Annotated in this window: 14 protein-coding genes; 12 read left to right on the top strand and 2 right to left on the bottom strand. The window is 34.6% G+C overall.

Annotated elements, in window-relative coordinates; translation table 11 throughout:
- The first annotated feature begins 103 nt into the window (after nucleotides 1-103).
- From CVD18_RS12300 to CVD18_RS12265, 8 genes are all read left to right on the top strand, one after another.
- The gene (locus CVD18_RS12300) at nucleotides 104-3,739 is read left to right on the top strand and encodes an amino acid adenylation domain-containing protein (protein ID WP_103865746.1); all 3,636 of its coding nucleotides are present in this window, start codon (nucleotides 104-106) and stop codon (nucleotides 3,737-3,739) included.
- Nucleotides 3,736-4,836 carry a saccharopine dehydrogenase NADP-binding domain-containing protein gene (locus tag CVD18_RS12295; protein WP_103865745.1) on the top strand — a complete coding sequence of 367 codons (1,101 nt, stop codon included), beginning with the start codon at nucleotides 3,736-3,738 and terminating at the stop codon, nucleotides 4,834-4,836. Before CVD18_RS12300 ends, CVD18_RS12295 begins: the two co-directional genes overlap by 4 nt.
- A 192-nt stretch (nucleotides 4,837-5,028) precedes the next feature.
- Entirely contained in the window at nucleotides 5,029-7,302 is a 2,274-nt protein-coding gene (locus CVD18_RS12290; protein ID WP_103865744.1) for a bifunctional Gfo/Idh/MocA family oxidoreductase/class I SAM-dependent methyltransferase, read from the top strand.
- A gap of 3 nt (nucleotides 7,303-7,305) precedes the next feature.
- Nucleotides 7,306-8,028: a VOC family protein gene (locus tag CVD18_RS12285; RefSeq protein ID WP_103865743.1), complete on the top strand. Its 723-nt coding sequence runs from the start codon at nucleotides 7,306-7,308 to the stop codon at nucleotides 8,026-8,028.
- A gap of 34 nt (nucleotides 8,029-8,062) precedes the next feature.
- A complete protein-coding gene (locus tag CVD18_RS12280) occupies nucleotides 8,063-13,006 on the top strand; it encodes a non-ribosomal peptide synthetase (RefSeq protein WP_103865742.1) in 4,944 nt (1,647 codons plus the stop codon).
- 105 nt (nucleotides 13,007-13,111) lie between these two features.
- Nucleotides 13,112-14,479: an MATE family efflux transporter gene (locus CVD18_RS12275; protein ID WP_199185075.1), complete on the top strand. Its 1,368-nt coding sequence runs from the start codon at nucleotides 13,112-13,114 to the stop codon at nucleotides 14,477-14,479.
- Between the two features lie 238 nt (nucleotides 14,480-14,717).
- Nucleotides 14,718-15,860 carry a PLP-dependent aspartate aminotransferase family protein gene (locus CVD18_RS12270; protein ID WP_103865740.1) on the top strand — a complete coding sequence of 381 codons (1,143 nt, stop codon included), beginning with the start codon at nucleotides 14,718-14,720 and terminating at the stop codon, nucleotides 15,858-15,860.
- A 385-nt stretch (nucleotides 15,861-16,245) separates the two neighbouring features.
- Entirely contained in the window at nucleotides 16,246-16,458 is a 213-nt protein-coding gene (locus CVD18_RS12265; protein WP_146052771.1) for a hypothetical protein, read from the top strand.
- 281 nt (nucleotides 16,459-16,739) lie between these two features.
- Here the strand turns inward: CVD18_RS12265 and CVD18_RS12260 are convergent, their stop codons facing one another.
- Nucleotides 16,740-16,964, bottom strand: coding sequence for a hypothetical protein (locus CVD18_RS12260; protein ID WP_146052770.1), 225 nt, complete (start codon nucleotides 16,962-16,964; stop codon nucleotides 16,740-16,742).
- A 786-nt stretch (nucleotides 16,965-17,750) separates the two neighbouring features.
- Here CVD18_RS12260 and CVD18_RS22610 point away from each other — a divergent pair.
- The 3 genes from CVD18_RS22610 to CVD18_RS12250 are packed head-to-tail and all read left to right on the top strand — an operon-like array spanning nucleotide 17,751 to nucleotide 18,679.
- Complete coding sequence (locus CVD18_RS22610) at nucleotides 17,751-17,921, top strand: hypothetical protein (RefSeq protein ID WP_158250448.1); 171 nt, start codon at nucleotides 17,751-17,753, stop codon at nucleotides 17,919-17,921.
- On the top strand, nucleotides 17,866-18,459 hold the full coding sequence (locus CVD18_RS12255; protein WP_146052768.1) for a hypothetical protein: 594 nt from the start codon (nucleotides 17,866-17,868) through the stop codon (nucleotides 18,457-18,459). The genes CVD18_RS22610 and CVD18_RS12255 overlap by 56 nt, the downstream gene beginning before the upstream one ends.
- A complete protein-coding gene (locus CVD18_RS12250) occupies nucleotides 18,452-18,679 on the top strand; it encodes a hypothetical protein (RefSeq protein ID WP_103865736.1) in 228 nt (75 codons plus the stop codon). The genes CVD18_RS12255 and CVD18_RS12250 overlap by 8 nt, the downstream gene beginning before the upstream one ends.
- A 20-nt stretch (nucleotides 18,680-18,699) precedes the next feature.
- Here the strand turns inward: CVD18_RS12250 and CVD18_RS12245 are convergent, their stop codons facing one another.
- On the bottom strand, nucleotides 18,700-19,116 hold the full coding sequence (locus tag CVD18_RS12245; RefSeq protein ID WP_103865735.1) for a helix-turn-helix transcriptional regulator: 417 nt from the start codon (nucleotides 19,114-19,116) through the stop codon (nucleotides 18,700-18,702).
- 223 nt (nucleotides 19,117-19,339) lie between these two features.
- On the opposite strand from CVD18_RS12245, the gene CVD18_RS12240 reads away from it, so the two are divergent.
- Complete coding sequence (locus CVD18_RS12240) at nucleotides 19,340-19,609, top strand: hypothetical protein (protein ID WP_103865734.1); 270 nt, start codon at nucleotides 19,340-19,342, stop codon at nucleotides 19,607-19,609.
- Nucleotides 19,610-19,862 lie beyond the last annotated feature (253 nt).

Here is a 19,862-nt window from a genome sequence, read left to right as displayed (position 1 = left end):
ACCATTCTAAATTATTCTTTTTAAACCTAACCGTTTTATTACAATTATTGTTTCCCTCAGAAGGATTATTGTAATCGAATTAAACAACAATTTTTTGTTTAGTATGACAGCAAAAAAACAACAACAAACAGCTCCTATTTTTACTGAAACTATTAACAAACAACAACCTTGTCATCTATGTATTGGATATATATCTTCAATAATAGATACAGATAGCAAAGAAAAAAGCCCTTTGTTAAACATTAGATACCAATTATCAAATACAAGTTGGCAATCTATCCAAGAAAGTGCAAAATCAAATGATATAGCACCTCTTTCAGTTCTATTAAACGCATTTATTCAGGTAATAGAAAGATGGAGTACTTCATCTAGACTGATTGTTGATACAAATGTGGTTCCGAATGTAGTAGATATTCCTTATGCAGAACAATCATGGATTACAAGAAAAATACCTTGGAAAACATCATGTAGGTATTTTGAAGAACAGTTGCTTACCAGTATAAAAGTTAAGTATCCAGAAGAAGAGGAGACAGATATTCCAATCTTTGTAAATACAAACATAGAGAATACTCTAGGAATAGATAAACAAGAAGCAAATTTACTATTAGAAAAAAAAGAAAAAGCCTTACACTATCAAATAATAGAAAAGAATGATGAGGTAGAAATTAACTGGTATTTCTGTGAATCTGTAATGCAAAAAGAACTGGTGCAAGAAATGTTTGATGCATATCTACAGATGTTAGACTGGTTACAAAAAGAAGATTGGCAATTACCAATTCTGGATATACTACCAGAAGCACAACGCACCATAAGAGCCAATGTAAATAATACAATAACTAGTGTAAAAGAAAAATGCTTACATCAAGAATTCTTTGATATTGCAGAAAAGGCCCCAGAGCAAATTGCATTAATTTGGGATGAAGATGGTAAGGATAACAAAATAACATATAAAGAATTAAAAAGCAAAGTATGCTGCCTAGCAACTACATTACTCAAAAAAAATGTAGAACAAGGAGATTTGGTTGCAGTCACAACTCCAAGAGGTCCTAATCAAATCATAGCAGTATTAGCAGTACTTTCTATAGGAGCAGTTTATGTACCCATAGGGATCGATCAACCCAAATCTAGACAAAGACAAATTCATAAAATAGCAGGTATACGTTGTGTACTTGTAGATGATAAAGAGATAACAGCATTTACAGACCCAGAAGTCAAAATAGTTCAAGTAGTAGAAGGAGAACAAGAAGCTCCTTTGTCTCAACCTATATTAGTAGACACATATCAATTAGCATATGTAATCTTTACCTCTGGATCAACAGGAGAACCAAAAGGAGTAGAAATTACCCATCGTTCTGCACACAATACAATTCAGGATATAAATAAAAGGTTTTCGGTAACAGAAAATGATAAAATACTAGCATTATCAGCCTTAGACTTTGACTTATCTGTATACGATATTTTTGGTTTATTATCTGTAGGAGGAGCAATTGTTTTACTCAATGAGAAAATAAGAAGAGAAGCCTCTGTTTGGGTTCAACTTATTCAAAAAACAGGAATTACAGTATGGAACTCTGTACCAGCATTATTAGATATGCTACTCATAACAGCAACAGAAAAAGAAAGTCTTAATTCTATCAGACTAGCAATGGTATCAGGAGATTGGGTAGGATTAGATCTTTTACACCGATTACAAAATGTATCAACAAATTCCTCGTTGGTAGCATTAGGAGGAGCAACAGAAGCATCTATATGGTCTAATTTTCATGAAGTAACACATGTAGATTCAAACTGGAGTTCTATTCCTTATGGAAAACCATTAGAAAATCAGTGTTTTAGAGTAGTAGATAGATTTGGGCGGGATTGCCCTGATATGGTTGCAGGAGAATTATGGATAGGAGGAACTGGCGTAGCAAAAGGATATCTAGGACAATCTAAATTAACCGCAGAAAAATTTATAGCGATAGATAACCAACGTTGGTATCGCACAGGAGATCTTGGGCGATATTGGGTAGATGGTACACTAGAGTTCCTTGGTAGAAAAGACCATCAGGTAAAATTAAGAGGATATAGAATAGAACTAGGGGAGATAGAAACCATATTAAAAAAATCAGAAGGGATAGGGCAGGCAGTTGTCACAATCTCATCTACAGAAGGAGCACAACATCTTGTAGCCGCAGTAGTGCCAGAAAGAATAAAGAATAAGAGCAAAAGTCCCTTGCCCACAATATCAAAAGAAATACAATTATATAGAGAGACATCTCGAGAAGAACAAGCAATATCTATAGAATATGTATTATTCGAACTACTACAGCTAGAACAACTACATCATTATAAAGACACCACATGGGACCCAATAACCCAGTTAGAAGTATCAGAAGATAACCAAGCGATACTACAAATTTGGATACAATGGTTGATAAGCAGAAAAGTGTTGATCCATAAAGAAAACATATATTGTAGCGGAGAGAGGTTTCAAGAAGTTTTTGAAGCATTACAAGCAACAAAAACAGCATTACCAATACATGAAATAGAGACAAAAGAACATGTATTCTTACAACGAGTGCAAAAACACTTACTAGAAAGTATACCAGATTATTATAAAATTATTTCAGGAAATCTGGCACCTACAATATTACTAGATGACCCCATACTATCCCCCGAAAACTTATCCGCAAAAGATTCAGGAACCTTATGGGGGATTCAGGAAATTGCTATAAAGATCAGTAATCTGGCCAAAGAAAAAGGCAGGCCTATCGAAGTAGCAGTTCTAGGCGGAAGAACGGGTATAATGACAGCTAGGTTATTAAAAATATCATCGGCATCAGAAATTAGTTGCACACTTCTTGAATCTGCACCCTCTATGCTCGAGGTAGCAAGAAAGAATTTAGAACCATTCTCAGAGTATGCATCTTGCTATAGAATACCAGAAAATAGAATACCAGAACCAATACAATATAAATTTGATGTAGTATTAGCAATTAATACCTTACACAGGTATAAAAATCCAGAAGAGGGTGTTGCCTTGGCCTCATTATTAGTAGCAGATCAAGGAAAAATAATAGCATTAGAACATGCAGAGCTTAGTCCAGTAGCAATAGTAACCTCGGCTGTGCTAGATAAAGGATATGTAGATTTTGATCATGAAAGAAGAGTAAAATATAGCCCCATGCTTACAGGAAAAGAATGGATGCAAATCTTTTCAAAATATGGGTATAATAAAATTCATTGTAATGCAATCGGTAAATCTTTTACAGAACTTATAGAAGCAGATTGCCCAGCAGAAAGGATAAAAATTGATACAGAAGAACTCATCAATCATGTTTCTCAGCATTTACCAAATCATATGGTACCTGAAAAAATTGCTGTATTACCTTGGTTCCCATTAAGTAAGAACGGAAAAGTAAATCGAGATGCAATTACGGAACATTTTGACTTTCAGGAAGCATCATCTATACAGATAGAGAAACCACATAAAGGAATAGAGCAAGAGATTGCAGATATATGGAAAGAACTATTGCATATAGATATCATCAGCAGACATCACAGTTTTTTTCAGATTGGAGGAGACAGCCTATTAGGAACTCGCTTCTTGGCCATAGTAAAAGAACGTTACGAAATAGAACTATCATTACGGCAAATATTTGAATCTCCTACTCTCATAGATGTTGCAGCGGTAGTAGAAGAAAAATGTAGCATACTCGAAGAAAGTTTAGAACTAATGGAGGAAGGAGAGATATGATAGGGATTTTAGGAGGATATGGCGAAGTAGGAATCCATGCCACTAGACAACTGGCAAAATGGAATAAATTACCTATAAAAATTGGTGGTAGAAACCCCAAAAAAGCACAAGAAAAATTTAGTAAAGAATTTCCTGATGTTACTTGGGAATCTGTAAATGTAGAAGATGATAAGGGATTAGAAGTTTTTATACAAGGCTGTACTGTCTTGGTAAACTGTGTAGGCCCATCTCATAAAGTATCAAGTAGAGTCGCAAAACTATGTATATCGAATCATTGCCATCATATCGATGCAGGTATAGATCAAGTATTAGAAAAGATGAGCTCAATAGAAACAGAAGTTTCTATTAGGTATGGAGCAGGAACCACTCCTGGTCTTACAGGTATTTTACCACAGTGGCTAGCACAAGAGTTTGATACAGTAAACTCTTTAGTGATGTATACAGGAGCCCTAGATCGATTTACAACCTCTGGAGCCGAAGATTATTTAGTCGGTGTTTTAGAGGAAACCAATGAACCATTAGCCGCATGGAGAGATAGAAAAAAGAAATCCTCGGTATTAAAAAGGCAATCAGCAACAACAATCCCATTTTTTCCTAGAGAAGTAGCTGTTTTTCCTTTTTTTGACAATGAATCCCTATACGTTGCCCAACAATTAAATCTTATTAATGGTGATTGGAATTTGGTAATAGATGGAACTCATGTTCCAGAAGCCTTAAACGTTGTTCGATCACAATTTGAAACCGATCCAAAAGGAGCAGTAGAACGATTATGCTTGGCAGCAGATTTGGATTTGATAGGTAGGCAAACCTATTTTAATTTGATAGTGCAATTAGATGGACAAAAAAATGAAAATTCAATAACACGAACAGCCATTTTACAAATGGATGCTATGTCAGTATTGACAGGAACAATAACTGCATTGATCTGTATTTCTGTACTTGAAGATAAAGTTCCTTCTGGAATAGGACCAGCCTCAGAATTACCAAATCCAGAAAAAATTATAGATCGATTAATGACATCGGGAGTGATAACAGAATTTAAAATAGTAAACACTTCAATTGTTGAGTTATTAGAAGAAGTGGAAGGCGAAATTTAAAACAAGCCGTGATAAAAATACTAGCTATAACCTAAAATTAAGGTAATAAAAAAAAGATAATTTTTTGTTTATGTAAACAAAGAAAAAAGCACCTCATTACGATAGTTTCAATGTATAAATGTATCGGTTGATATACTATCAATAAAATTATTAGAAAACACAATCTGACCTCTTAAAATAAATAAAATATAGATGAAACCTAAAAGATTAAAAACTGTAGTCTGTGGTTCTACATTCGGACAATTTTACCTTGAATCTTTAAAAAAATTAGAAAATCAGTTTGAGATAGTCGGATTACTGTCTCAAGGAAGCGAGCGCTCTATAAAATGTGCTGCACAATATGAGATTCCCTTATTTACATCTATAGATCAATTGCCAGAAGATGTAGATCTAGCCTGTGTTGTTCTCAGGTCAGGAGTAATGGGAGGTAATGGAACAGAACTATCTCTTCAGTTTTTAGAAAAAGGAATTCATGTACTACAGGAACACCCTGTACATTATAAAGATTTGGCAATATGTCTGCGAGCTGCACAAAAAAATAATGTACGATTTCAAACAGGAGATTTATATGTGCATTTACCAGAAGTAAGACGCTTTATAAATTGTTCAAAAGCAGTATTAAAAGAACAAAAAGCATCCTATATAGAAGTAGCATATGCGTCACAAGTTTCCTACCCGTTAATGCACATATTATCAGAAGCATTACCAAACACCAGACCATGGAAAATTGATCAGGTAACCAAGACAGAAGGACCATTTACAGTATTAACAGGAAGTATAGGTAAAACACCTATAATCCTTAGAGCTCACAATGAGGTAAACCCAGATGACCCAGATAATCACCTTCATCTATTACACAAAATAACAATTGGAGTAGAAGGGGGAAGCCTTTCTTTGAGTGATACACACGGCCCTGTAGTATGGCATCCAAGATTACATTTTCCCGAAAATGTAAGTAGTATGAACGCCCTATCAGGATCAGGAGCCAAGTACCTTTTAGAAAACAGTACACAAGTGTTGGGCGAGTATTCTCCAGCAAATTATAAAGAAATACTATCCAAACAATGGCCCTATGCAATAGGACAGGATTTACTGTCTATAAAAGAAAGTATAGAAACAAACAAAGGGTTTCAAGCCAGATCACAAAATGAATTATTAGTTTCTAGACAATGGCAAGACCTTACCAATGCCTTAGGCTACCCTTCTTTGTCATCTGGGATAAATCATCAGCCCTTACCTGTCGAAATATTACAAAAAGTTGCTCGACAAACACCAGCAACCCAAGAGTTACTGCAAGAAATAGGAGAACCAAAGGTATATAGTGAAAAAGATATTTACTCCTGCACAGAAGTATCAGACACTATTATAAAAAACGTAACCACAGAACAAATCAAAGATTTTGTAGACACCTTAGACAAAGCAGTACTGCATTCTATGTTATTCTCATTACAAAAACAAGGAGTGTTGACCCATAAAAACGAAGAATATACATTATCAGATATTGTATCGGTAGCCAATATTTCCCCAAAACATAAAGGGTTGATAGCTTATTGGCTGGATATCTTGGCAAAGAGAGGATATCTCGAGAAGCTAGACACAGGTTTTGCAAACGGAGATGAAGTAATCACTACCGATGTTTTTAATCAAAGTTGGGGATTTGTCAAAGACGCTTGGGATCATAAATTAGGAGATCCAATAACCATGGAGTATTTGGTAGCAAATGCAGAGCAGTTACCAGAATTAATGAGTGATACCCAACAAGCCGCATTATTACTATTTCCAGAAGGTCGTTTAGACATCGCTAATTCATTATATAGAGATACTATTACTGCCAAATATCTCAATCAATCAGTATCAGAAGCAGTGCATAGAATAGCAAAATACAAGCTATCAAATACCCCCTCTCTAAGAAAAATAAAAATATTAGAGATAGGGGCAGGAACTGGTGCAACCACAGTATCTGTAGCTCCAAAACTACAAGAAACAATCATAAAAAATATAGAAGTAGAATATCTGTTTACAGACCTTTCAAGCTTTTTCTTGAATAATGCAAGACAACTACTCAAAGACTATTCGTGGATAGATTTTCAGGTTTTGGATATAGATCAAGACTTTGTATCACAACAAATACTAGCAGAAGGTTTTGATATTATTATTGCCGCAGGAGTTCTTAATAATGCAGAAAATACAGACAGGGTCATTACCCAAATGATGAGTTCTTTGACAGAAGGAGGCTGGTTATTGATAACAGAGCCAACCAGAGAATTTTTAGAAATACTCATTTCACAAGCCTTTATGATGACTACTCCAGAAGATGAACGAAAAGAAGATAAGACCACCTTTTTTACACCCTCTCAATGGAGTAATGCATTCAATAAAGCAGGGGCTCAAGAAGTAGTGGTGTTGCCAGAAGAAGAAAACCCATTGACACCTTTTGAGCAAAAATTATTCATTGTAAAAAAATAAGATATGTTGAAATGCAGTCATATAGTATATAAAGTAGATAATATACAACAAGTTGTAGAAGACTATAAAGCCTTAGGGTTTTCGCCAGTATGGGGGAGTACTCCAGAAAAGGCACACAATGCATTTTTATGGTTTGATGAAGGGCCATACATAGAGTTTTTTCAGTTACCCAAAAAATTCGAATTTTTAAAATACCCATTACATCTATTTTATGGGCGTTCAGCTGGGCAACGATGGCAACAATGGGCAAAAACGACAGAAGGATGGTGTGATCTGGCTCTAGAACCTCAAGAGTATATAGAAAATACAGACAAAAACGTACCAGAATATCCATTGGATATCAAAACCATAAAAAATGAAATGAATAAATCTGGTATTTCCGCCTCTCGGATTATTCGTAACAAAAGAATAAACCCAGGAGGAGAAAAGGTCAAATACAAAGTCTTTTGCCCTAACCCAGAAGGTTTTCCTTTTGTTTTCTCGGGATATGAAACACCGCAGAAACCAGAAGGAATAAAACATGCAAATGGGGCAACCAAAATAGCATGGGTAAAACTAGATATGGATTCAGCATATATAGATCAATTTCAGGAATTTATAAAAGAAGATAAATACATAAAAGCAATACCAAGCTCACAAACAAGAGTTTTTGATGTAGGGTTATCTGGACTGAAATTAGATTTGAATCCTGATTATTTACATGGCGCAACATTTACAGCATCGTAATAACCAACAAAAATAAAATTTAGAATTTAAAGATATGTTAGCAGATACCACCACCTATATAGATTTATTAGTAAGACTTAGAAAAGACGGAATCAAACTTTGGGAAGAAAACGGAAAATTACGATACAAAGCACCCCAAGGAGTTCTTAAACCAGCCGATCTTGAAGAACTGAAAAAGCATAAACTAGCTATTATAAAACAACTAAAAGTAGAAAGTAAATCAGTAGCGGTAGTCGCAAACCCAGATGATCGATTTGCCCCTTTTCCGTTGACAGACGTACAGTCAGCGTATTTGTTAGGGCGTAATGAGGTATTTGATTATGGTGGGGTAGCATGTCATATTTATTTAGAATTACAATACGATAAGCTGGTACATAAACGAGTACAAGAGGTTTGGAATAAGCTTATCTCAAGACATGAGATGCTGAGGTCTACAATAGATAATAATGGGTATCAGTGTGTGATGGAAAATACTCCAGAATTGGTAGTAGCATTCAATGATGTGAGCATCAAAGAAGAAAAAGAAGCAGCTACAGTATTGAGTGAAATTCGTGAAGATATGGGGCATCGTGTTTATGATACCAGCAAATGGCCATTGTTTGGCATAGGAGTGACTCAAACCCCAGAAAATTCGATTCTTCATTTTTCTATGGAATTTTTGATTGCAGATTGGGCAAGTATCTGGTTATTATTATCAGAATTCGAAGCTCTTTATGAATCTATAGAAACCCCATTACCAGAACTCACTCTTAGTTTTAGAGATTATTTGATTGCAGAAAGAGGAATGAGAGAAACAACTGCCTATGTAAAAGACAAGCAGTACTGGATGGATAGGATTCATAGCCTACCGGGAGCACCAGACCTACCGCTGTCAAGATCACATAAACCCTCAGGAAAAGGACGATTTACACGTCGTTTTATAAAACTGGACACTACTATATGGAGTCGCATAAAAGAGCAAAGTCAGCAATTAGGATTAACACCAACAACCATTGTTATGACAGCCTATGCGGCAGTGATAGAACGATGGAGTCGCAATAACAAGTTCTGTTTAAACCTTACGGTATTAAACAGGCTACCACTACATGAAGAAGTAAATTCTATAGTAGGTGATTTTACCTCTGTAAGCTTACTAGAAGTAAACTGGTCTGATAAACAATCATTTATTGATAGAGCAAAAACCTTAAACAATCAACTGTTTGATGATCTGGATCACCGCCTGTTTTCTGGCGTAGAAGTAATGAGAGAAATTACGAGGCAATACGGTAGAGATAGTGCCCTTATGCCCTTTGTATTTACCAGTGCGATTGGATTAACCAATTCTAGCGAAGCAAATAAGAAAAAAGGAAAACTAGGAGAGTTTGGAATTAGTCAGACTCCACAAGTTTTTATTGATTGTCAGGCGATGGATACGCAAGATGGATTACATATCAATTGGGATATCAGAGAAGATGTTTTTCCTGATCAGATGGCAGATGATATGTTTAAAGCTTTTGAATTACTATTGCAGAATTTGGTAATAGATGATACAACGTGGCAGAATGATAGTGTAGTCGGTTTACCAGATTGGCAACAAAAGGAAAGACATCTTATCAACGCAACAGATGCACCATTACCCACTCATGTACTTCATAAACAAATAATAGAGCAGATAAGTACGACACCCGATGCTATTGCTGTTGTTGATACAGAAGGACAAACCACCTACAAAAAAATAGGACAAAAAGCCAGTGCAGTAGCAGATGCATTAGACAAATTAGGGTGCAAACCACAAGATAAAGTAGCTATCTCAATGCATAAAGGAGCCAATCAAGTTATCGCTGTATTAGCTACCCTATCAAGTGCAGGAGTTTATGTACCCATAGATGTATTTCAACCAGAAGAGAGAATACATACAATGCTCAAACATGCAGATATTCGCTTTGTGATTACCGATACCAATAATACAACCCATTGGCCAGATCATATTCAAGTAATTGTAGTAGATCAAGTAACACCAAAAACAGAGATCACCTTAAAAACAGATGCAGACCCAAATTTACCAGCATATGTAATTTATACTTCGGGATCTACAGGGCAACCAAAAGGAGTTGTGATTAATCATATTGCGGCGGTAAATACCATTATAGATATCAACAAGCGTTTTTCTGTAAATGATAAAGACAGAGTATTGGCACTGGCACAATTAGGATTTGATTTATCGGTATTTGATATTTTTGGATTACTCTCTGTAGGAGGAGCAATCGTATACCCAGATCAAGAACGACAAACAGACCCATCTCATTGGGTAGAATTACTACAAAAGCATGAGATTACGATCTGGAATACAGTGCCAGCACTCATGCAAATGTTGAATACCTATTTGGCTACAGAAACCACTATCAAAATACCAGCCTTTAGACTAGCATTACTCTCAGGAGATTGGATTCCTCTTACTCTGCCAGATATTTTGGCAAAGCAATTGCCACAAGTACAATTAATTAGTCTTGGTGGAGCAACAGAAGCATCTATTTGGTCAATTCATCACGTATACAAGGGATTAGAGCCAGATTGGAGTAGCATTCCTTATGGTAGGCCTTTGGCAAATCAAGGATTTAGAGTATTGGATAGTGAGTATAGAGATTGCCCCGTTTGGACGATTGGAGAATTATATATCACAGGAGACGGATTAGCCGATGGATATCTAAACGAAGTTGAATTAACAGAAAAATCATTCTTTAAGCACCCATTAGATGGACAACGATTGTATCGTACAGGAGATTTAGGGCGCTATACTCCAGGAGGAGAAATAGAATTCTTGGGTAGAGAAGACAATCAGGTAAAAATCAGAGGACATAGAATAGAATTAGGAGAAATAGAATCAGCCCTATTAAAACATTCTCTTGTCAATGCAGTAGGAGTAGTGGTTGATGGCTCTGTAGAAGAAAAAGCCTTATTAGGAGTTATAGAACTAAATCAGAAAGATAAAGTCGCTCTAGAACAAGATCAAGAGAAAGCTCAAAAAATCTTGAAAGATATAGAAGTAGATATCAAGAATAGCAAAGCGCTTGAAGTTGACGCATACATAGGCGTAACCCTTAATACAATACATGAAAAGCATACAGGCAAACAACCTCTCAGAGTTTTACAATTAGGAGATACAGGAAAAGAACAAGTAGATACAATCATAGAACAACTACAAGATAAGTCAATAGAGTATGTATACACACATACAGATAAAGCAATCATAAGCGAATTATCCTCAAGTTATAAAGAATACGAGAATATATGTTTTGGTGTTTTTGATAGTACGATTGATTACAGAACTCAAGGGCTGGAACCTAATGGATTTGATGTTGTTATAACCACAAAGAAGCTAGAAAAAGAAGAGGAGATAATCGCTATAAAAGAAGTATGTCGTCCTAGTGGTTGGTTGCTACATAACAGCACAGAAAATATACGTTCTACCATACATACAGAAACAAAGCTAGAAATAGTAGAAAATCAATTATATATAACTCAATTCAAACAAAATCAATCTTATGTAAGTACATCAGAGTTATCTGGTTTTCTAATGAAACTTGTACCAGAATATATGATTCCTAGTCATTTGCAAATTGTAGACGCATTACCAATCACAAGAAATGGTAAAGTTGATCGCAAAACAATTGCAAAATGGAGGCCCCAGGTTGTAATGGGAGGCGCACAATTTGGTAGCTCAGACTCGGTGATGGATGAGCTCGAGACACAACTATCAGAGCAATTAGCAACAGCGCTCAATATTGCAGGAATAGGAAGATCACAAAACTTTTATGACCTGGGAGCAGACTCTTTGATAATGGCACAAGTAGCAGGAAAGCTTAGAGATAGTTTAACCAAAGAAGAAACACCAGTTCACATACCCTATGATGCGATTTTAAGACAGATGCTTAACTTTCCTACAATAGTAGCATTGTCAGAGTTTATACGAGAAAAATCTAAAAACTTAGATCAAGAAGCAACAGCATCTAATCCTGAAAACGGAATAACCTCTTCAAACAGTAATGGAGTACTAACACCTTATGGAGAAAGTAAAAACGGTCCTCTTAGAGTAGTTTTTCATGCAGGAGTAGGAACCATGAACTATCTGCTACAGTTACTAGATGAGCTTATGAAACAAGATTTAGGGCCTATCATGGCGATTACTGTCAAGGATACAGAAGTGTATTGTAACCTCGAAGCATCAGAATTGATAGAATTGATCGCAGAAGACTACGCAGAACGATTGATAGAAACGGGACATAAGAAAATGCAATTGATAGGATATTGTATGGGAGGTCAAATAGCAGTAGAAGTTGCTAGGCGCTTAATAGAAAGAGATATAGAGGTTGTAGACTTGGTTTTGGTAGACAGTCACCCAGTTAATATTGATGTAAAAGATGATTTAGTCATAGAATCATTATTCGTTCCTAATCTAGGAGTTTCCTTAGAACAAGCAGGTTTCGGAGCCGTTGATTATATGGATATGGCAAGAGCCTTTATGCAAATTATTGAAAAAAATAACGGAGTTATCCCAGAAGGAGCACCAAAAAAAGTATCAGGAGATAAGGGGCTAGAAGCAGTAAGTACATTATTTCAGAAGTTATCAACCTATGACCTTAGAACCCGTTTCAATGCATATGTAGATGCTGTTTATAAAGAGACAGGAGATGTGATGGAGGTAGAGATGGCAGAAGGATTGTATAAAATGTACAGACAGAGTTATATAGCATCCTATATCACACCACTCCCGTATATCGGTGATATACGATTCTTAAACGCTACAGGGCAATCAGAATTTTTACCAGGAACCGCACAAAAAACAATCGAATACTGGCGAGAAGCCTGCCTAGGAGAATTTACCGTAATGGATATTCAAGGAGATCATTTTACATGTATAGAACGACCACACCTAGAATATCTAATAGAGCTTATTACAGCACCACTTCTTCAAGATCAAAAAGTCATGAATGAAGCATAGAATTAGTATATGTCCTTTTTACAAATTTTATAAAAAAGGTATGTATTAATTGTATAAGTCAGTAACAGAAAGAATTATGAATAGTCAAATTAAATTTTAAGAATAATGAATGATCAGGCACAGAAACAATTCATTCTCACATCAAATATGTGGCCCGTCATGTGGAAACTCTCTTGGCCAGCCATTATAGCAATGGTCTTATATGGTTTCAATACATTATTAGATGCTGTTTTTGTAGGTGCTTTTATAGGAGAAAATGCATTAGCAGGAGTATCTATAGCCTACCCTTTGGCATCTTTTGTATTAGGAATAGGGTCATTGATAGGAACAGGAGCAGGATCTTTATTAAGCATCGCTTTGGGAGCCAATGATATAGAAAAACAACAACGTCTTTTAGGGAATTTTAATTCACTGAATATTCTATGTACGGTAATCTATATGATTTTAGCTTTAATTTTTGCAGAACCTTTGGTAAAGATGATGGGAGGATCAGGAGAACCACTAGAATTAGGAGTAACCTATTTTAGAATCAGTGTATTTGGAGCATTTTTTTGGATTTATGGGCTCGCTTCTAATATGGTTGTTCGGGCAGAAGGTAAGATGAAAAAAGCAGCGCTGGTGATGGGGATTGGATTGATTGTAAATATCATATTCAACTATGTACTGATAGTGGTACTGGACTGTGGGGTAGCAGGAGCCTCGTGGGCCTCTAATATTGGAATGTTGGTATATTCAATACTAGGGTATCTATATTTTAATAGCAAAAAAACCTCGTTTTTATCCTTACCCAATACCTTTTATTGGGATAAAGAGATTATCAAATCTATTATATCTATGGGGCTTCCCTCATTGATAATGATGTTTATGACCATTGTGCAAGCAGTAGTAATATTTAATGCAATAGCCAATCATGGATCGGTGTTTGAAGTAGCCTTTTATGGAGTAGCATTCAGGGTTTTAAGCTTTATTTTGACACCAATCTATGGATTAATGAGAGCACTACAACCCGTAGTAGGTATAAATTACGGAGGGAAAAAGTACAATAGAGTTATTCAGAGTTTTTGGATTTTTTCAATCACAGGAACCTTAATTATCCTACCACTATGGGGATGCATGATGATAGCCCCACAATTTATTCTTGCTACCATGTTAGACGCAGGTAGTTTGAGTAGTGATAGCATATGGAATTTTAGAATGTTTATCTCGATACTTCCCGTTTTACCAATTGTTTTTAACGGCATGACCTTCTTTTCTGCTATCAATAAAGGAAAACCCGCAGCAATTATTGGTTTGGTGAGGCAGTTAATTTTTTATGTGCCCTTGATGCTTATTCTACCTTCTATCTATGGAACATCATCCATATACTGGGGAACCGCATTGATTGATACTATTATTGTCACTTATACCATGATATTGGTATTGATAGAATTCAAACGATTAAAATCCTTAAAACTAGAAACCAATATCATTTAATAGGAATTCATCTCAAAAACAGAACACCCTTTGTATGAGAGGGGAACTTCGTATTTTTTTAAAAGTAATATCAGTAGATATTAGAACTTTTTGAGTAAGAACATATTTCCTGATATGAAACCAAAAAAGAGTATAGATACCACATATACGATATCTATACCAATAAAAATAGAATCACACAAAAAAATAATAAACCATCTTTTATTACACATAAAAGAATTAATAATTAGATACACTCATGAAATTTAATACCAAAACAATACATGGAGGCCAACAATATGACCCTGCATACGGAGCAGTTATGACACCGATATACCAGACATCAACCTTTGCACAGATGTCACCTGGTAAGAACAAAGGATATGATTATAGTAGAACTCTTAACCCTACCCGTAAAGCGCTAGAAGACTCTTTTGCCAGTATTGAAAACGGAAAATTTGGATTAGCCTTTGGATCTGGATTAGCCGCGATAGATGCAGTAATGAAAATACTACGACCAGGAGATGAGGTCATAGCAACCAATGATATATATAGTGGTACTTTAAGAACATTTACCAAGATTTTTGAAGTGTATGGAATAAAATTTCACTTCATCTGTATGGAAAATGCCAATGAAATAGAAAAACACTTTAATAAGAATACAAAGTTAGTTTGGATTGAATCACCAACCAACCCTATGTTGAACATCATTGATATCAAAGCCGTATCAAAGATAGTCAAGAAATACAATGCCTTATTGGCGGTAGATAATACTTTTGCAACCCCATACCTACAAAGACCTCTAGATCTGGGAGCAGATATTGTAATGCATAGTGCCACCAAATACTTAGGCGGCCATAGTGATGTAGTCGTAGGCGCATTGATCGTAAAAGATGAAGAGCTGGCAAAACAATTATACTACATACAAAATGCAACAGGAGCGGTATGTGGGCCACAAGATAGTTTTTTGGTATTACGAGGTATAAAAACCCTACATATCCGTATGCAACGCCATTGCGAAAACGGAGAGATAATAGCCAATTTTCTAAGAAATCACCCAAAAGTAGAGAAAGTATATTGGCCAGGTTTTGAGGATCACCCTAATCATCATATAGCAGTAGAGCAGATGAATGGTTTTGGCGGCATGATTTCTTTTGTAACCAAAGGGAGCACATGTGATGATGCCGCAATCAAGATTGTAGAAAGATTAAAACTTTTTACACTAGCAGAATCTCTAGGCGGTATAGAGAGTTTGGCAGAACACCCAGCCACGATGACACATATTGCTATTCCTAAATGCGAAAGAGAAGAATTAGGAATACTTGATTCCTTAATACGGTTAAGTATTGGGGTTGAGGATGCAGAAGATCTGGTAGCAGATTTAGCACAAGCATTAGGATAATTTATATACTAATAACCTAGTAAAAAGAGTGCTCATTGAGTGCTCTTTTTTTATGTATTGATTACCGTGTTTTCTGTTCTCTCAAACAGGTAGGGAACCAGGATAAAGGAACAACACAGAATATAGAAATTTCCTCAATATGAAAAACCATAAGATGATAAAGGAATCCGAAACTGATGATTGAAAACCTCTTAAAATGCCTTTAAACAAATCAAACTAGCAAAAAATAATACTTTTTAATCTGATATATGTTTCGTCTAATTTTGAAGTTATAAAACATATAAAAAATGAATGAAGAAAAATTAAATAAAGTACTGAATAGAATACAATATTCTATCAAAGAGAATTATTTGAAAAGAATAAAAGACTTAGACCAAATTGGATTTTGCTAATAAATTCCATAGTTGCTTTGACTGGAATGGCTTGGATTTATTGGGTGGCATTGATTATTGCTTATCCATTTGGACTAATAAGTTTATTGATTTGGTTAACTTTAAAAAAGGAAAATAAAAAAAGAACAAAATGGATTCCTAGAATACTAACAACAGGATTAGTATTATCTATTGGTATATTGACATTCTTTTTAATCTGGGAATAAAAAAACGAAAACACAATAACTAAGCATATGGCGTGCCGATAGGCTAGCGCTATATGATCTGTTGACTGATCTGGGATTTGGTGATAAGGGGGAAAACGTTTTTTTTTGAGTTTTCTATTAAAAGAAAAAAGTAGAGTAATGAGTATACAACAACCTACTCACTTCGCTAAAAGTATGTATTTAGCAACTATTTTTGTTTTTAACAATCTGTAATCCGCTGTTTTTGGTTTCATTAGTAGCATTTAGGCAGTAGTATCCTGTATGAGCATAGTGTCATATCCTTATTGTTTGTTTTTGAGTGTTTTACGCATTGTTGTTTTGTAATCTTTTGGAGGCCCACGGCTATCAAAGGTTGCTAAGGTAATTAAAGTCCCTTTTTTACAAAGTCTACAGCGTCGGTGTAAGGATTTCTGATCAACTACCACTACCGCTATGGTTTCTATCTCCTTATCTTCCAACTGGATTTGTAGTCTTGGTAGTTTTTCTTTTTTCCAACCATCACACAAACCCCTAATTTTAAAAGAAAAAGCACTATACCCCTCTATACAGAGACTATACACTAATTACATCTACATTTAGTATTCAATTAAAAAACCATAAAATCACCCAACCCCCTCACAACAAGGGGGTACCCCCTTGTTGATAAGGGGGGTAAGGGGTTGCCGAGGTGGTTCGAGCTGATAAATTATCGCTTCGAGCCGATATAGTGACCCTTTGAGCTGATAAATTATCGCTTCGAGTTGATATAGTGACCCTTTGAGCTGATAAATTATCACTTCGAGCTGATATAGTGACCCTTTGAGTCGATAAATTATCACTTCGAACCACCTATATAGGTGGTTCGAACCCTCTGTGTGACCCTTCGAACCCTCTGGGTGAGAGACTGTTCATTAAAGTATGCAGGATTCATCATTAGAGTATGTCACCAAGCATAAAGCCAGCTTAACTCTGTGATAGTATTACTACCAGATGTAGCGAGTAGCTAAATTTTTTTCATTTTTTTTGGCTTTATAAAAAACTAGATATCAACAACATGATATTGTTTTTGTCGCACAAAATCAGCGTTTTACGGTAAAGCCGTATTTATATACCGTGCCTTCTTTACTATATTTGATTGCTTTTTAGCACATAAAAAAAATCAAATTAGTCTGATTCTACTATAGTTTAAATTTTTAAGATATAGTACCCCCCCAAATCATTCTGATTATAATAACACCAAACTTTTTTGGCAAGAGGTGTAATCCCTTATTTAGTGGTATTTTAGGGTAACAAACCATAAAATACACTGACAAATGAAGAACCTTATTATTTTATTCAGCATGTTGCTTTTATTTTTTATAGCAAGTAGCTGTGAAACACAAACGGTAAATGATGAAACAGAAATTGAAATTGATCAATTTGAAATTTATGAAGTTGATCCAGGCGAAGTTGATAGACCAGGAGGTCAATCATACAGTAATTAATAATCAATCCTCTAGATTAAAAGTATTTGCATCATCATTAGTAATCTTATCTGGATTAATATTGTTTTCGGATAAGGTTACTACTTTCGGTCTTACTGAATCATATGGTTTTAAAAGCACAAAAACATTTATTTGGGTAATTACTCAAACACTTTCACCTCTTTTACTCTGTTGCGGTGGTATATTGAAACCATATAAGATTTCATATACAGCACCAATCTATTTTTACTTTATACAGCTTTATTGGGTTTTTAATGCAAAAAAACTTGGACTTGATGATGTATTACTTCATGTTTATGCATTAGGTTTTACTGTAGCTGTTTTTGTTACCTTATTTTGTATAAGCATTTTATTTTATTTAATAAAAAAGATAAACTCTAAAAGATTAGAACAGCTTAAACATACAATTCATAGTTTTTTTCATTTTTTATATAAAGAAGCAGAAGAGGAAGGAATAATCAATCCCGACCCTGAAAAGACTATTCTGTTTAAGAAAAAGAGAATGAAGCTAACAGATAAAGCTGTAGGGAATGAGTAGAAAGTATAAAAAAATAGAAAGACTTAAAAAATCTGACTTATTTCCAGAAGAATTTCTTAAGATTTATGAAAAAGATTATGATGAATTGGTTAAAGAGAAAGACGAAGAAATAGGTATAATCAAAAAGAAATTAAGTTCTTCTAATGTTAATATTTCGGATTTATTTGATTCACTTACTTTTGATCAAAAAAACTATCTATATATCCATTTGACTTATTAACTAATATCATTTTGTATGCATTAGCTTCCAATTTTGTCAATATCTATTGTTCCATCAGATTTTCTAGCTTTCATTAATAACTTTAAGGCTTCTATATCAATTGACTTTTTAAAACCAACATCTCCTTCTTTCAGCCTTTCAAGATTTCGAACTACATATTCACATATTACTTTATCAGATACCCTTTCACCTTTGGAATTGTAGAAAATACTCAAATCTTTATTTAAATCAATTTCAGAAGAATCATTTTCATCAAAAGTTTTACTTACAGGATTATTTTTACTTAGTAATCGTGTAAACATTTTTATTTTAGTTTCTGGGATATTTCCACCAGATTCATAGTTAATAATAGTTTTCCTATTTACACCTAAAAACTCAGCAAACTCCTCTTGAGTCATGTTCCTTATTTCTCTTTCTTTTTTGATGTTTAGACTCATAATAGGCTTTAATTCGAGATGAAAAGTTACTTATTTTCCTTTTTTAGTGAAAAAAGTAACATTAATATTTTGTAAATGTCCAAAAACGGACTATATTTATCGTGTTATAGAAAAACAAGAACAAATATATGAAAACAGTATCAACAATTTATGCTTTGTTTCTTATTGGTCATATCTATAAAAGCGAGTATCACTTTGTAGGCAAAAAAACAATCTAGTAGACATGGCAATAAACGATCATCAACCTATAAGTGCATTTTTATCAGGATTATTAAAAAAATCCTTGACCACATTGCAAGCACAACATATAGCTGATAAATACAAAGTACACTATAATACGATCATTAATATAAGAAATAGAAGAAAAAAAGCACCCGATAAATTAATTCTCAAAGACATGATAAAAATGGCAATCATCAATCAAAAGAGTAAAATAAAAACTAGTAATGACTTGATAACCTTTTTAGAAATAGAGCTCAAAAAAATAGAATAATCAGTTGGTATCACTACAAATAAGTAAGCCCAACCAATTATATAAAATAGCAATTATTATGAATAAAAAGAATTTACCTACAGTAGGGTAAAAACAGACCCATAAGTAATACTATGATATAAAACAAAGTGCATACATGCGATATATCAAATCAAAGACAAGGGTACTTATCACTTGGGTGATAGTAGATGTCGTCTTTAGCCAGAAAACAATTGCTGGTCACCTTATATAAGTACCTGTCGTCTTTGTCTGT

The organism is Aquimarina sp. I32.4, assembly GCF_002924285.1.
Lineage (GTDB): Bacteria > Bacteroidota > Bacteroidia > Flavobacteriales > Flavobacteriaceae > Aquimarina.
The sequence above is the reverse complement of the archived record's forward strand: the minus strand, read 5'-3'. Positions and strand labels throughout refer to the sequence as shown.

What these genes read in the sequence shown, in the direction of transcription:
- CVD18_RS12300 (WP_103865746.1), top strand. Translation starts at nt 104, where the DNA reads ATGACAGCAAAAAAACAACAACAAACAGCTCCTATTTTTACTGAAACT.
- CVD18_RS12295 (WP_103865745.1), top strand. Translation starts at nt 3,736, where the DNA reads ATGATAGGGATTTTAGGAGGATATGGCGAAGTAGGAATCCATGCCACT.
- CVD18_RS12290 (WP_103865744.1), top strand. Translation starts at nt 5,029, where the DNA reads ATGAAACCTAAAAGATTAAAAACTGTAGTCTGTGGTTCTACATTCGGA.
- CVD18_RS12285 (WP_103865743.1), top strand. Translation starts at nt 7,306, where the DNA reads ATGTTGAAATGCAGTCATATAGTATATAAAGTAGATAATATACAACAA.
- CVD18_RS12280 (WP_103865742.1), top strand. Translation starts at nt 8,063, where the DNA reads ATGTTAGCAGATACCACCACCTATATAGATTTATTAGTAAGACTTAGA.
- CVD18_RS12275 (WP_199185075.1), top strand. Translation starts at nt 13,112, where the DNA reads ATGAATGATCAGGCACAGAAACAATTCATTCTCACATCAAATATGTGG.
- CVD18_RS12270 (WP_103865740.1), top strand. Translation starts at nt 14,718, where the DNA reads ATGAAATTTAATACCAAAACAATACATGGAGGCCAACAATATGACCCT.
- CVD18_RS22610 (WP_158250448.1), top strand. Translation starts at nt 17,751, where the DNA reads ATGAAGAACCTTATTATTTTATTCAGCATGTTGCTTTTATTTTTTATA.
- CVD18_RS12255 (WP_146052768.1), top strand. Translation starts at nt 17,866, where the DNA reads ATGAAGTTGATCCAGGCGAAGTTGATAGACCAGGAGGTCAATCATACA.
- CVD18_RS12250 (WP_103865736.1), top strand. Translation starts at nt 18,452, where the DNA reads ATGAGTAGAAAGTATAAAAAAATAGAAAGACTTAAAAAATCTGACTTA.
- CVD18_RS12245 (WP_103865735.1), bottom strand. Translation starts at nt 19,116, where the DNA reads ATGAGTCTAAACATCAAAAAAGAAAGAGAAATAAGGAACATGACTCAA.
- CVD18_RS12240 (WP_103865734.1), top strand. Translation starts at nt 19,340, where the DNA reads ATGGCAATAAACGATCATCAACCTATAAGTGCATTTTTATCAGGATTA.